We start from the raw sequence: 13,659 nt of genomic DNA on the forward strand, positions 1-13,659 counted from the left end.
CGCTTCGGGCAGCCGACGCCTTCAGATCGTGACGGTCACGACGAGCCCGCGCGGCGCGGCATCCGCGAGTTCGATCGTCGCGCCGATGCGCGCCGCGATCGTGCCGACGATCGAGAGCCCGAGGCCCGAGCCGTTCGCGTCGCCGCCGAGCACGCGATAGAACGGATCGAAGACGCGCGCGCGTTCCTCGGGCGCGATGCCCGGCCCGCTGTCCGCCACGCGAATCCACGGCCGCGCATTCGAAACGCCCGCCGCGAGATCGACGCGGCCGGCCGCCGGCGTATAGCGAATCGCGTTGTCGACGAGATTTTTCACCATGATGGTGAGATCGGCTTGCGGCGCGTGGATGAACACGTCGTCGCTCGTCGATACGCCGATGTCGATGTCCTTCGTCTCCGCGAGCGGCATCAGATCTTCGAGAACATTGCGGAAGACGTCCTGCACGCGCAAACGCGCGGTATCGGCGTCGGTGCGTTGCTGCAGGCGCGCGAGCGTCAACAGTTGATGCAGCAGCGAGCGCGTGCGCGCAAGGCCGCGCCGCAGCGCGTCGAGCCGTTCGCGCGCGCTGTCGGGCAACTCGGCGGCGTCGAGGCGCTCGGCCTGCAGCGACAGCGCGGTCAGCGGCGAGCGCAGTTCATGCGCGGCATCGGCGACGAAGCGGCGCTGCAGCGCCACCGACGCCTCCACGCGCGCGAGCAGCCGGTTGATCGCGACGACGAAGGGCGCGATCTCGCTCGGCAGCGCGTCGCGGGAAAGCGCGGAGAGATCGTGTTCGGGCCGTGTGTCGAGACTCGCCGACAGCGCGCTCAACGGCCGGAACTGGCGGCGCACGATCAGATGCAGCGCCGCGAGCAGCACGAGCGCGAGCGCGGCGAAGGGCATCACGGTGGCGAGCGCGCCGTTGCGGGCGATCTCGTCGCGGCCCGCCGTCTGCTGGCCGATCACGACGCGCGTGCCGTCATCGAGCGTCTTCACGACGAGTCGCCAGCGCGTGCCTTGGACGATGGCGTTCTGCAGGCCGTCGCGCAGATCGGACGCGACCGGCAGCGGCGCTCGCTCGCCGATCGTCTGGATGACGAGCTTCGACTCAGGATCCGCGCCGTCGACGCGGCCGAGCGCTTCACGCTGCATCGTCGCGAGCGTGCGCGGCGTGACGAGCGCGGCGACCTGCTTCAACTGGCCGTCCTGCAATTCGTTGGCCTCGTGGAAAGCCGTCTGGAACGCGATGACGCCGCCCGCCGCCGCGATCGCGACGATCAGCGCCGACAGCCAGGCCGACAGCCTGAACTGAAGCGAACGCGTCATGGCTGCTTCGAGACCATCCAGCCGACGCCGCGCACGTTCTTGATGGCCGTGGCGCCGAGCTTCTTGCGCAGCGAATGGATCAGGAATTCGACGGCGTTGCTTTCCACTTCCTCGTTCCAGCCGTAGATGCGGTCTTCGATTTCCGCGCGCGAGAGAATCGCGCCGGGGCGGATCATCAGCGCTTGCAGCAGCGCGAATTCGCGGCTGGAAAGTCGGATCGCGATGTCGCCGGAGGTGGCTTCGCGCGTGGCCGGATCGAGCGTGAGCACGCCGTTCGACATGATCGGCGCGGCCTGCCCGCCGCGGCGGCGGATCACCGCGCGCATGCGCGCTTTGAGCTCGGAGATGTCGAAGGGCTTGATGAGGTAATCGTCGGCGCCTTCGTCGAGTCCGCGAATGCGTTCATCGACGGAATCGCGCGCGGTGACGATGATGAGCGGCACGTGATTCGCCCCGCTGCGCACGGCGCGCAGCACCGCGAAGCCATCGGCGCCGGGCAAGCCGAGATCGAGCAGGATCGCGTCGTAGACGTGCGTGGTGAGCGTCGTGAGCGCGAGCTTGCCGTCGCGCACCCAGTCGACCGCGTAGCCGCCGTCGCGCAGTTCGTTCTGAACCGATTCGCCGATCATGCGATCGTCTTCGACGAGCAATACCCTCATGGCGTGTCTCCGGGCAGTCATGGCGTCCGACGGCGGCGCGCGGGGGCTGGGGCGAGCGTGTGATTCATCTTGCGGCGTCTTGGCGTTCGGGAAAGCCGCAAGATTAGAAGACGAAAGCTTAGGAAATGCTTAGGAATTTTCTGTCCGCGTTTAATACGCGGACAGCGATTTCATCGATTCGACCGTCAGAACGCGTGCCGCAACGCGACGCGCGCGACGAACTGCTCCGAATTCGACGACACACCCTGCGTGCCGGGAATGAACGCCTGATCCATCACCGAACCGGTCGAACTGCCCGCGATCTTCTGATAGACGCCCTGCACGTACACGTCGGTGCGCTTGGAGAGGAAGTAATCCGCCATCAGACCGGCCGAATGGATGTGCGGCTTCACGGTGCCGGCGGTCGAGTCGTACGTTTCCATCGAATAGACGTACTGACCGCCGACGAAGAACGCCGGCGTGAACTGATACTTCCCGTTCACTTCGAAGTTCTGATAGCGCAGGTTGTTGAGCGTGTTGCCCGCCGATGCCAGCGACCCGCCGATATAGCCGTTCGTCACCGGATCGCGATAACTCGAGTTCGTGTACGCGAAGCCCGCCGTCGCCTTGCCGAACGTGTAGTTCACGCCCGCGCCGAAAATCTGCATGCGCTGCGCGATGAAGCTCGCGTCGTTCGTGGCGATTGCGCCGTTCGCGTTCATGCCGACGCCATCCGCGCGCAAGTAAGCCGCGCCGATCAGAAGGCCGCTGTTCGCATACGACGCGCCGATGCTGTACTGCCGGTTGTTCGCGAAGTTCGTGTCGTTGCTGAAGCTGTACGTGCCGCCGAACCTGAAGCCGCCGAACGACGGGCTCGCGTACTTGACCGTGTTGTTCACGCGGAACGAGTTGTCGGTGTTGTCGTTGTCGAACGGATGCGCGAAGAGATAGCCGGCGAAGTTGCCGTTGGCCGTCGTCGGCGCGAGATAGTCGACCACCGAATCGTACTGACGGCCGAGCGTGACCGAGCCGAGACGGTTATCGGTGACGCCGACGTAGGCCTGCCGCCCGAACATGCGTCCGCCCTGGCCCGCCGCGCCGTTGCTCAAATTGATGCCGCTTTCGAGCTGGAACACGGCCTTCGTGCCGCCGCCCAGATCTTCGACGCCGCGCAGGCCCCAGCGGCTTCCCGACGCATAGCCGCTCGTCAGCTCATAGACACGATTCCCGCCGACATTGCTCGTGTAGTCGAAGCCTTCATCGAGGACGCCAAACAGGGTGACACTGCTTTGAGCATGAGCTGAAGTCACGATACAGGCGAGCGAGGCGAGGGCGATTACTTTGATTCTCATGAAAGTCTCAAGTCTTTTACTTATTCGTCAAGAAGTCCTAGCCATGAGGCTCGGCGAGGACGGCGAGCGACGGATTGTGCGCGATTAAAGGGACGCCGCAAAAGGATTTAGTCGAACAGCGAGCGCGAGTTTTTTGAATGTTTTTCCAGCGAATTCTTCGCTTGTCGTTGCAGCGCGAGGCACGAAAGAATGGCCCGCAAATGCGTTGCCTTGTCGCAGCGGTCGTCCGATTTCCCGGCGGCCGGGCGTCGTGGCGCGCAGCGATCAAGGAAACCGCCACATGAAGCCAGAACGCAATTTTGTGAACGGACGTTTCATCGAGCCCGTGAGCGATGACGTCACCGCCGTCCTGAATCCCGCGACCGAAGAGGTGCTGGGCCACGTTCACAATGCGTCGCGCGAGCAGGCGCTGCTCGCCGTCGATCAGGCCGCCGACGCGCAACGTCTGTGGCGCGCGATGCCTGCCGCGGAGCGCGGCGCGCATATGCAGCGCCTCGCGGATGCCATCGTCGAAGCCTCCGCCGATATCGGCGCGGCGCTCGCGGCCGAGTCCGGCAAGAGCCTGCTCGACGCGACCAACGAAGCCGTCTACGCCGCGCAGATCACGCGCTATCACGCGGAATGGGCGCGCCGCATCGAAGGCGAAGTCATTCCGAGCGATACGCCGAACGAAAATCTCGTGCTGCATCGCGAGCCGATCGGCGTTGTCGCGTGCCTGATTCCGTTCAACTTCCCCATCTACACGCTGATGCGCAAGGTCGCGCCGGCGCTGATCGCGGGCAACACGGTCGTCGTGCGTCCGAGCAACAACACGCCGCTGTCGGCGTTCGAACTGGCGCGCGCCGTCGAGCGTGCGGCCTTGCCCGCCGGCGTCATCAATGTGCTCGCGATGGATCACGCGACCGCCGGGGTCGTCTGCACGCATCCGAAGGTCGGCATGATTACCTTGACGGGCAGCGTCAACGCGGGCCGCGAGGTGCTCGAATACTGCAAGGCGAACATCGCTAAACCTTCGCTGGAACTGGGCGGCAAGACGCCCGCGATCGTCGAGCCGGACGCCGATCTGCAGAAGGCCGCGCGCGAACTCGTCGCATCGAAGCTCACGCACAGCGGTCAGCTTTGCACGGCGATCGAACGCGTCTATGTGCACGAGCGCATCCACGACGAATTCGTCGGCCTGCTGCGCGAGCAGATGAAGGCGAAGGCGATCGGCGATCGCTACGAGGACGCGAGCCACATGGGTCCGCTCGTGAACAAGGCATCGCGCGACGGCATTCACGCGATGGTCCGCCGCGCGATCGAAGCGGGCGCCACGCTGGAAACCGGCGGCGAAGTGCCGGATCGCAAGGGCTTTTTCTATCCGCCGACGCTGCTGTCGAACTGCCGTCAGGACATGGAAATCGTGCAGGAAGAGACGTTCGGCCCGGTGCTCGCGGTGCTGAAGTACGCGACGATCGACGAAGCGATCGCGATGGCGAACGATCATCAGTTCGGCCTTTCGTCGGTGCTCTACACCGAGAACTACCGCACGGCGATGAAGGTCGCGAATTCGATCGAAGCGGGCGAGTTGTACATCAACCGCACGCCCGCCGATCCGTATCAAGGTTTTCACGCCGGCTGGAAGCGCTCCGGCATCGGCGGCGACGACGGCAAGCACGGCATGCTCGAGTTCACGCAGACGCGTCTCGTCGTCATGAAGTACTGATTCTCGCGGCCGTTTCCGGCCGCATTCCTTTTCTCACCCTCTACAAAAACATAGTGAAGGCCCAGCCGCGCGGCGTCCGCACGCCGCGCGCCGCTGCCCTTCGAGGAGCACGCCTGTGTCATCGAATCCCGCTCAATCCGGCCAAAGCGTGGCGACGCCGCGCGAAGGCACGCGCGCCGACCGCTATATCCAGCTCGCGCTGCTCGTCATCGCCGCCGGCGCCATCTATCCGATTCTGTATCTGCGGCAGGTGTATCAGCCGACGATGCTCGAAGTCTTCCATATCACCGAAGCGCAACTCGGCTATCTCTACTCCGCGCTCGGCACGATCTTCCTCGTGTGCTATTTGCCGAGCGGCTGGCTCGCGGATCGCGTCGCGCCGCGCCTGCTCATCAGCTTCTCGCTGATCGCGACGGGCGCGCTCGGGCTGTGGTATTCCACCGCGCCGTCGTTCGCCTCGCTGATCGTGATCTTCGGCGGATGGGGCCTGACGACCGGCCTCACGTTCTGGGCGGCGATCATCAAGCGCGTGCAGACGATCGCCGCCGCCGACGAGCAAGGCCGCTTCTTCGGCTTTCTCGACGGCGGGCGCGGCCTGATCGAAGCGCTGCTCGCGACAATCGCGATCGGGCTGTTCGCCTGGGTCACGCAGACGCGCGGCGATTCGACGGTCGCGGGCTTCCGGCTCGTCGTCTACATGTACGCGTTCCTGTGCATCGGGCTCGGCGTCGTGCTCGGCCTCGTGCGCGATCCGCAAGGCGCGCAGGCGGCGGCTGCGGCGAAGCGCGAAAAGCGCAATGTGCTGCGCGATCTCATATCGCTGATGAAGAATCCGCAACTCGCGCTGCTTTCCGCGATCGTCTTCTGCGGCTATCAGGTCTTCTGGTCGACTTACAGTTTCTCCGCTTATCTGCATGAGAAGGAGATCGGGCTGTCGGTGGTTCTGGCCGGCTTCATCACGACGCTGAAACTCTGGATGCGCCCGATCGGCGGCATCGGCGGCGGCTTTCTCGGCGATCGCTTCTCGAAGACGACCGTGCTCATCGTCGCGCTCTTCTCCGCATCCGCCGCGCTCATCGTGCTGATGGCCGCGCCCGGCATTTCGAGCCATGTGCTCGTCGCGGTGCTCGTGCTGTTCATCGGCGTGATGACGTACGCGATTCGCGGGCTTTACTGGTCGCTGCTCGATCAATGCAAGGTGCCCGCCGAAACGATGGGCCTCGCGATCGGCCTCGTGTCCGTCGTCGGCTATTCGCCCGATGCGGTGCTGCCGCTCATCAACGGCTATCTGACGCAGAACTATCCGGGCGTGTACGGATATCAACTGTACTTCGGTTATATCGCCTTCATGTCCGCGCTCGGCGGCGTGGCGGCCATCATGTTCAAACTTCGACTCAGGAAGCTGGGAGCGCAACAGTGAAGATCGCCGCACTGGAAACACATATCGTCGCCGTGCCGCCGCCGCATATCGGCGGCATGTACTGGATTTTCGTGAAGCTGCGCACGGACTGCGGCATCGAGGGCGTCGGCGAGATTTATTCGGCGACGTTCCATCCGAAAGCGATGGCGCCGATCATCGAAGACGTGTTCGAGCGCTATCTGCTCGGTCACGATCCGCATCATGTCGAGCGCTTCTATCGCGAGGCGTATTCGAGCGGCTTCACGCAGCGCCCCGATCTCACGATGATGGGCGTCGTCAGCGGCCTCGAAATGGCGTGCTGGGACATCATCGGCAAGGCGGCGGGCAAGCCCGTCTACGAACTGCTCGGCGGACGCGTGCATGAACGTCTGCGTTCGTACACGTATCTCTATCCGAAGAACGCGCGCGGCGAATACGACTACGACGATCCCGATCTCGCCGCCGAATGCGCCGCGCACAACGTCGCGCTCGGCTTCACGGCCGTCAAGTTCGATCCGGCCGGCCCGTACACCGCGTATTCGGGGCATCAGATTTCGCTCGAAGTGATGGACCGCTGCGAGACGTTCTGCCGCAAGGTGCGCGAGGCGGTCGGCAGCAAGGCCGATCTGCTGTTCGGCACGCATGGTCAGATGGTGCCGTCGTCGGCGATCCGTCTTGCGCAGCGCCTCGAGCAGTTCGATCCGCTGTGGTTCGAGGAACCGGTGCCGCCGGGACAGGAAGACGCGATGGCGCAAGTCGCCGCGAAAACCAGCATTCCGATCGCGGCCGGCGAGCGCCTCACGACGAAGTACGAGTTCTTCAAGCTGCTCGAAGCGAAAGCCGCGTCGATCCTGCAATTCAACGTGGGACGCGTCGGCGGTCTGCTCGAAGCGAAGAAGATCGCGAGTCTCGCCGAGGTGTACTACGCGCAGATCGCGCCGCATCTTTACAACGGTCCGGTCGGCGCGGCGGCGAGCATTCAGATCGCCGCGTGCTCGCCGAATTTCCTGATTCAGGAAAGCATCGAGACGTGGGGCGGATTCCACGCGGAAGTGCTCAAGACGAAGATTCGCTGGGAAGACGGCTACATCATTCCGTCGACGGAGCCGGGCCTCGGCGTCGAACTGAACATGGACGTCGTGCGCGCGCATACGCCGTACACGGGCGAGCGTCTGCATCTGCAGATGGCCGCGAAGCCCGCCGACGTGAAAGATCTCGCGCCCGCCAAGGGCTGAACGGAAAAGCAGAAAACATGGAATTCGATTACATCATCGTAGGTGCGGGATCGGCGGGCTGCGTGCTCGCCAATCGTCTCACCGAGTCCGGCGAGCATTCGGTGCTGCTGCTCGAAGCGGGCGGCAAGGACGATTCGTTCTGGTTCAAGGTGCCGGTCGGCTTCACGAAGACCTACTACAACCCGCAATACAACTGGATGTACTACAGCGAGCCGGAAGCGCAACTGAAGGACCGCTCGCTGTATTGCCCGCGCGGCAAGGTGCAGGGCGGCTCCGGCTCGATCAACGCGATGATCTACGTGCGCGGCCAGCCGCACGATTTCGACGACTGGGCGCGCGCCGGCAACGCGGGCTGGGGCTATCGGGACGTGCTGCCGTATTTCCGCCGCCTCGAATCGCACTGGGCCGGCGACACGCCGTATCACGGCGCGAACGGCAAGATCAGCATTTCGTCGATGAAAGAGGGCGCGCACGCGATCTGCGGCACGTTCCTCGAAGGCGCGCGGCAAGCGGGCTTTCCCGTGACCGGCGACATCAACGGCCCCGATTACGAAGGCGCGACCGTGTATGACATCAACGCGCGCAATGGCGAGCGTTCGTCGAGCAGCTTCGAGTATCTGCATCCGGTGCTCGGGCGCAAGAATCTGCGCGTGGAGCGCAATGTCAGCGTGAGCCGCGTGACGTTCGACGGCAAGCGCGCGACCGGCGTCATCGCCACGCGCAACGGCGAATCGCTGCAGTTCCGCGCGAAGCGCGAGGTGATTCTGTCGGCGGGCGCGGTCGATACGCCGAAGCTCATGCAGCTTTCCGGTCTCGGCGACGCGGCGCTGCTCGCGAAGCACGGCATTCCGGTCGTGCACGAGTTGCCGGCGGTCGGCAAGAATCTGCAGGATCACTTGTGCGTGAGCTTCTACTATCGCGCGACGGTGCCGACGCTGAACGACGAACTCTCCTCGCTCTTCGGCAAGGTCAAGGCGGCGATGCGGTATCTGACATCGCGCAAGGGCCCGCTCTCGATGAGCGTGAACCAGTCGGGCGGCTTCTTCAAAGGCGATGACGACGAGAAAGAGCCGAACCTGCAGCTCTATTTCAATCCGCTTTCCTATCGGATTCCGAAGAGCAGCAAGGCGCAGCTCGAACCCGAGCCGTATTCGGGCTTCCTGCTGTGCTTCAATCCGTGCCGTCCGACGAGCCGCGGATCGATCGAAATCGCGTCGAACCGCGTGGAAGATGCCGCGAAGATCAGCATCAACGCGCTGACGACGCCGAAGGACATCCGCGAAGCGGTGCAGGGCAGCAAGCTCGTGCGCAAGATCATGAGTTCGGCCGCGCTGCAGGCGATTACGGCAGAAGAGATTTCGCCGGGACCGCAAGTCGAAAGCGATGCCGACATGCTCGAGTATTTCCGCGAGCAGTCGGGCTCGATCTATCACCTGTGCGGTTCCTGCGCGATGGGACCGGACGCGCGCACCGCGGTCGTCGACGAGCGCCTGCGCGTGCATGGCATGCAAGGCCTGCGCATCGTCGATGCGTCGATCTTTCCGAACATCACGTCGGGCAATCTCAACGCGCCGGTGATGATGGTCGCGGAGAAAGGCGCGGACATGATTCTCGACGATGCCCGCACAGTCATCGAACAGGTGTCGGCGCCTGCGGAGCCTGCCGCGATCGCGTGATGCACGCGGGCGCGAGACATGAAACGTCTTCGCGCCCCGAAGCGGCATAATTTGCCTCGATTCGTAAAATGTCGCCCAAGAGCGATACGTTCCGGCGCGGATACGTGTTCAATGCGCCCGTCGAACGCCAGGAAGAGGAGACGGAATTGAAGCGAAAAATGCCTGCCCTGAATGCGCTCAGGGCTTTCGAAGTCGCCGGGCACACCGGCAGCTTCACGCGCGCGGCGGAAATGCTGCATGTGACGCAAAGCGCGGTGAGCCGGCAGGTGCGTCAGCTCGAAACGCAGCTCGGCGAACCGCTGCTGTTGCGCCGCCATCATTATCTGGAGTTGTCGGCGACGGGGCGGCTCTTGCTGCAGGCGCTCAGAATGTCGTTCGATCGCATCGAACTCACGGTGCGCAGCATTCAGGAAAAGACTCATCTGACGCGCTTGCGCGTCAATGCGCCGCCTACCTTCGCGCGCCGCTGGCTGATGCCGCGGCTGCAATCGCTGCGCGCCGCCGCGCCGGAACTCGAAATCACGCTGACTACGCGCCTGAAGGACGATCTCGTCGAATCGGGCGCACTCGACTGCGCCATCCGCTTCGGCAATGGCGAATGGGACGGCCTCGACAATGAGTTGCTGATGAACGAGCGGCATATCGCCGTGTGCTCGCCCGCGCTGCTCGCCGAGTGCGATACGACCGGCATCGATCTGAACGCGTTCACGCTGCTGCATGTGCTCGCGGCGAGCGATCAGCGCTATCTGACGTGGCAGCACTGGCTCAAGGCGGCGAACATCGACAATGTCGATACGCGCGGCGGCTACGAGTTCGATCTGCTCGACAACGCGATTCGCGCGGCCACCGACGGCCTCGGCGTCACGATCGCCGATCGCCACATGATCGGGCACGAGTTGCGGCAGGGGACGCTCGTGCCGATCGTCGATGTCGAAGTGGACGGGCATCAGTCTTACTGGCTTGTGACGCGCACCGGCCAGGACGACGCGCCGCAAGTCGCGCTGTTTCGTGAATGGCTGCGCGGCGAGATCGGGAAACAGACGCAGGCGCTCGGCGGCAAGCGTAGCGCGTTCGTCTGAAGGAGCCGACCGTGCGGCGCTTGCCATCTCTGACCGCGTTGCGCTTTTTTGAGGAAAGCGCGCGCCATATGAGCTTCAACAAGTCGGCGGCGGCGTTGTGCGTGACGCCGGGCGCGGTCAGCCGTCAAATTCGCCTGCTCGAAGATGCGCTCGGCACGAAGCTTTTCGATCGCGATCACAAGGGCATCCGGCTCACGAAGCAGGGCGCCGAATTGCTTGCTTGCCTGTCGGAGGCGTTCGATTCGATCGAGCGCGTCACGCGTTCGCTTTCCAACGTGCAACGCAGCGAGCGCAAGCGTCTGACCGTGATCGCGCCGCCGACTTTCGCGACGCGCTGGCTCTCGCCGCGACTGGGTTCGCTAATGGACGCCGTGCCCGACATCGATCTCTCGGTTCGAACCGATGCCGTCGAAGACCGTCAGTGCGGCATTCGCTTCGGATACGAGGCGCGGGCGGATCATCGGTCGGAGCTGCTGTTCATCGAGCGGCATGTGCTCGTCGGCGCGATGAAGTTGGCGGGGCAGCCGGTCGAAGCGCTGCTGAAGCGGCTGCCCGCGCTGCATGTGCTGCACAACGATGCGCGGCTCACGCTCTGGCCCAACTGGCTCGATGCCGCCGGTTTGCCGCGCGCGTTCGGCGAGAACGGCATCGAGTTCTCGACACTCGATCAGGCGATTCACGCGGCGCGCGCGGGATCGGGGCTGGCGGTCGTCGATCGCAACATGATCGCGGATGAACTGCACGACGGGTCGCTGGTTCTGCTGTCGCCGGTGGAGGCTACAGGGCCTTACGGATATTGGCTGGATATCGCGCCTTCGTTCGCCGGGGCGGATTCCGTGCAGGCGTTCGCGGAATGGCTGCGCGGGGAGGGAGCGAAGGCGGCGCGGGATTGAGTGCGCGGCCTTCGCCTTCGCGTTACGTGCAATCGAGTTCGGCGGATCCTGGCTCGTCGATCCGATATCGGCACTCATCGACTCGCTTCTCAAGGGTGAAGTCCCGCGTTTCCTTGTTGGCGTAGACGCACTGAACGGTCACTGAGCGGCCGTGATCGTAGACGTAGCCGAGTTTCCAATAGCCCCGCTTGGCATCGCCATGATCCGCAATGAGCCGGACGTGTTCTTCCGGCTTTCCGTCGAAGGCCGCGACGTATTGGAGATGCGTGCCCGGCAACGCAGGACACGCGATCGCTTCCGCCTTCGCGAGTCCGCTGACGCTTGCGGCGAGGAGCAATGTCGTCAGACAGGCGAGCGTCTTACTCGACGACATAGAATTTGTCTCCGTTGTTGACGTCGGAGCCTTGGCCCCAGCGCAAGATGCGCGGTCCAATGGGCTTGGGCGGATGCGCGTATTGGTCATATACCGTTACGCCGACGGGACTCTGACTGACATAGATTGCAGCGTGCCCGTGGAAGTGTCGGTGATTGTCGAATGTGGCGATGACGGTCCCCTCAACGATGTGCGGGTTGTTTTTAACAGCAGCTCCTTTTTTCCATGCAATCGTGGCCGGCAGCGACGGACATACTTGCTTGACATAGGAGACGCATCCGCCGCAATAGTCCGGGTGGCCAGTGCGACCATCGGGTGGCGCATCGTCGTAAGGACCGTGTGCGGATCCTGGGGCGCATACCCAAGTGTTCAGCCGCGCCGAGGGTGAGTTCTTGTAGTTTGAACTGATATAGCTCATGGCGAAAACGATCGAGATGTTCAGAATGACGAGACTGTCAAATGACAGGAAAATCTCTGTCGGCAATGACGCGAGTCAACGTCCCGCTTCGCGCCTTGTCCTCTCGGCGCTCACCTCAAAGGTAACAACTATGTCGGACGGCCTCGACGCGTTTATTCCGAATCTGCCATGAAACGCGGCAACGTTTCCGTTGCCGCGCGTTACTGCACCTGGCCTCACCCCCCACTCGCCTCACTCAACGTCAGATGCTTCGTCTCCGGCGCCCACGCGATCGACACGATCATCCCGACGAGCAACACCGCCGCAAGCGCGAGCATCGTCATCTGCACGCCGGCCTGCGCGATCCCGATAGGCAAAAGAAACGTCCCCACCGCCGATCCCAACCTGCTGCACGCGATCGACAGTCCCACACCGCACGCCCGCGCCTCGGTCGGAAAGCACTCCGGCGGAAACACGCCGACGAGATTCGAGAATGCCGACATCGTCAGCGTGAAGACGCCGAACGCAACGATCATCCCCACATTCGCCGACGACGGCAGCACGCTCAACGCAAACAGCGACAGGCAGCACACCGCGAACGACCCGATCAGGAACGAGCGCCGCGACAGCTTGATGGTCAGCCAGATGCCGATCAGCGCGCCGAGCACGAGAAAGCCATTGAGCAGCAGATCGGCGCCCGATCCTTCGGGCAGACGGATCGCCGTGAGAATGCTCGGCAGGAACGTGTAGATCGCAAAGTACGGAATCACGAGGCACACGAAAAACGCGCAATTGAAGATCGTGCGGCGAATCAGATCCGGCTTGAAGAGCCGCGCGAAGCCGCCCTTGCCCGCGAAATGCTCGCCCGTATCGGCTTCGAGCGTGACGTTCGGGCCGAAGTGCTTGCGCACGATGCGCATCGCTTCATCGACGCGGCCTTTGCCGAGCAGCCAGCGCGGCGATTCCGGCGTGCCCACGCGCATGATGAGCACCAGAAACGCCGGCACGCCGGCGGAGGCCAGCAGCCAGCGCCACGCATCGGGCGTCGCGTCGGCGTAATGCATGCCGAGCACGTTCGCGATCACATAGCCGATCGTCCAGATCACGCTGAACGAGCCGAGCAGCACGCCGCGATGCTTGCGCGGCGAGAACTCCGCGAGAATCGCATGACCGACCGCGAAATCGCCGCCCATGCCGAAGCCGATCAGCACGCGCAAGCCGACGAGCATCGCGGGCGTCGTCGCATAGAACTGCGCGAACGCGGCCGCCGTGATGATGATGAAGCTCAACAGGAAAATCTTCTGACGTCCGAGCTTGTCCGAAAGCCAGCCGAACACGAGACTGCCGAGAAAAATGCCGATCAGCGCGGATGAACCGAGCAGGCCCATCCAGAACGCGTCGAGCGGAATCTGTTTGTTGAGCGACGACAGCGCGTAACCGATCGTGCCGAGCGCATAACCTTCGGTGAAGTGCGCGCCGAACGTGAGGCCCGCGATCTTGATGTGGAAACGGTTCAGCGGCACATCGTCGAGCGCGACGCGATTGCGCGTCGTATCGAAGGGCGCGGCGGCGCCCGGGGCGAGCGGCTGCGCGCTCAGGCTTTGCAT

Annotated in this window: 12 protein-coding genes; 6 read left to right on the forward strand and 6 right to left on the reverse strand. The window is 63.8% G+C overall.

Translation table 11 applies throughout. The features are described 5' to 3' along the window. Positions 1 to 21 precede the first annotated feature (21 nt). From QCE49_RS19475 to QCE49_RS19485, 3 genes are all read right to left on the reverse strand, one after another. Complete coding sequence (locus QCE49_RS19475) at positions 22 to 1,305, reverse strand: ATP-binding protein (protein WP_008347260.1); 1,284 nt, start codon at positions 1,303 to 1,305, stop codon at positions 22 to 24. Next, positions 1,302 to 1,964: a response regulator transcription factor gene (locus QCE49_RS19480; RefSeq protein ID WP_250458076.1), complete on the reverse strand. Its 663-nt coding sequence runs from the start codon at positions 1,962 to 1,964 to the stop codon at positions 1,302 to 1,304. The genes QCE49_RS19475 and QCE49_RS19480 overlap by 4 nt, the downstream gene beginning before the upstream one ends. A gap of 185 nt (positions 1,965 to 2,149) precedes the next feature. Beyond that, positions 2,150 to 3,295 (reverse strand): porin, encoded by a 1,146-nt coding sequence (locus tag QCE49_RS19485; protein WP_175982058.1) that lies wholly within the window; start codon positions 3,293 to 3,295, stop codon positions 2,150 to 2,152. Positions 3,296 to 3,575: 280 nt separating this feature from the next. Here QCE49_RS19485 and aldA point away from each other — a divergent pair, with 280 nt between their 5' ends. The 6 genes from aldA (at position 3,576) to QCE49_RS19515 (ending at position 11,282) form a co-directional block, all read left to right on the forward strand. After that, positions 3,576 to 5,000, forward strand: coding sequence for an aldehyde dehydrogenase (gene aldA / locus QCE49_RS19490; protein ID WP_250458075.1), 1,425 nt, complete (start codon positions 3,576 to 3,578; stop codon positions 4,998 to 5,000). Between the two features lie 115 nt (positions 5,001 to 5,115). Next, a complete protein-coding gene (locus QCE49_RS19495) occupies positions 5,116 to 6,420 on the forward strand; it encodes a nitrate/nitrite transporter (RefSeq protein WP_008347266.1) in 1,305 nt (434 codons plus the stop codon). Beyond that, a complete protein-coding gene (locus QCE49_RS19500; protein WP_250458074.1) occupies positions 6,417 to 7,634 on the forward strand; it encodes a mandelate racemase/muconate lactonizing enzyme family protein in 1,218 nt (405 codons plus the stop codon). The genes QCE49_RS19495 and QCE49_RS19500 overlap by 4 nt, the downstream gene beginning before the upstream one ends. 17 nt (positions 7,635 to 7,651) lie before the next feature. Beyond that, a complete protein-coding gene (locus tag QCE49_RS19505) occupies positions 7,652 to 9,310 on the forward strand; it encodes a GMC family oxidoreductase (RefSeq protein WP_175982056.1) in 1,659 nt (552 codons plus the stop codon). A 158-nt stretch (positions 9,311 to 9,468) separates the two neighbouring features. Continuing rightward, on the forward strand, positions 9,469 to 10,389 hold the full coding sequence (locus tag QCE49_RS19510) for a LysR substrate-binding domain-containing protein (protein ID WP_033535896.1): 921 nt from the start codon (positions 9,469 to 9,471) through the stop codon (positions 10,387 to 10,389). 11 nt (positions 10,390 to 10,400) lie between these two features. Continuing rightward, positions 10,401 to 11,282, forward strand: a complete 882-nt coding sequence (locus QCE49_RS19515) for a LysR substrate-binding domain-containing protein (protein WP_250458073.1) — start codon at positions 10,401 to 10,403, stop codon at positions 11,280 to 11,282. A 22-nt stretch (positions 11,283 to 11,304) separates the two neighbouring features. Here the strand turns inward: QCE49_RS19515 and QCE49_RS19520 are convergent, their stop codons facing one another. The 3 genes from QCE49_RS19520 to QCE49_RS19530 all read right to left on the reverse strand — a co-directional run bounded on the left by QCE49_RS19520 (position 11,305) and on the right by QCE49_RS19530 (position 13,659). Beyond that, a complete protein-coding gene (locus QCE49_RS19520; RefSeq protein WP_008347274.1) occupies positions 11,305 to 11,655 on the reverse strand; it encodes an STY0301 family protein in 351 nt (116 codons plus the stop codon). Beyond that, positions 11,642 to 12,073 (reverse strand): BPSL0067 family protein, encoded by a 432-nt coding sequence (locus tag QCE49_RS19525; protein ID WP_075583513.1) that lies wholly within the window; start codon positions 12,071 to 12,073, stop codon positions 11,642 to 11,644. The genes QCE49_RS19520 and QCE49_RS19525 overlap by 14 nt, the downstream gene beginning before the upstream one ends. A 215-nt stretch (positions 12,074 to 12,288) precedes the next feature. Beyond that, positions 12,289 to 13,659: an MFS transporter gene (locus tag QCE49_RS19530; RefSeq protein WP_008347276.1), complete on the reverse strand. Its 1,371-nt coding sequence runs from the start codon at positions 13,657 to 13,659 to the stop codon at positions 12,289 to 12,291.

Source organism: Caballeronia sp. LZ008 (assembly GCF_031451435.1).
Taxonomy (GTDB): domain Bacteria; phylum Pseudomonadota; class Gammaproteobacteria; order Burkholderiales; family Burkholderiaceae; genus Caballeronia; species Caballeronia zhejiangensis.

Bases quoted from the DNA above. Each gene is read 5' to 3' on its own strand.
- QCE49_RS19475 (WP_008347260.1), bottom strand. From the start codon at position 1,305: ATGACGCGTTCGCTTCAGTTCAGGCTGTCGGCCTGGCTGTCGGCGCTG.
- QCE49_RS19520 (WP_008347274.1), bottom strand. From the start codon at position 11,655: ATGTCGTCGAGTAAGACGCTCGCCTGTCTGACGACATTGCTCCTCGCC.
- QCE49_RS19530 (WP_008347276.1), bottom strand. From the start codon at position 13,659: ATGCAAAGCCTGAGCGCGCAGCCGCTCGCCCCGGGCGCCGCCGCGCCC.
- QCE49_RS19485 (WP_175982058.1), bottom strand. From the start codon at position 3,295: ATGAGAATCAAAGTAATCGCCCTCGCCTCGCTCGCCTGTATCGTGACT.
- QCE49_RS19525 (WP_075583513.1), bottom strand. From the start codon at position 12,073: ATGAGCTATATCAGTTCAAACTACAAGAACTCACCCTCGGCGCGGCTG.
- aldA (WP_250458075.1), top strand. From the start codon at position 3,576: ATGAAGCCAGAACGCAATTTTGTGAACGGACGTTTCATCGAGCCCGTG.
- QCE49_RS19510 (WP_033535896.1), top strand. From the start codon at position 9,469: ATGCCTGCCCTGAATGCGCTCAGGGCTTTCGAAGTCGCCGGGCACACC.
- QCE49_RS19480 (WP_250458076.1), bottom strand. From the start codon at position 1,964: ATGAGGGTATTGCTCGTCGAAGACGATCGCATGATCGGCGAATCGGTT.
- QCE49_RS19505 (WP_175982056.1), top strand. From the start codon at position 7,652: ATGGAATTCGATTACATCATCGTAGGTGCGGGATCGGCGGGCTGCGTG.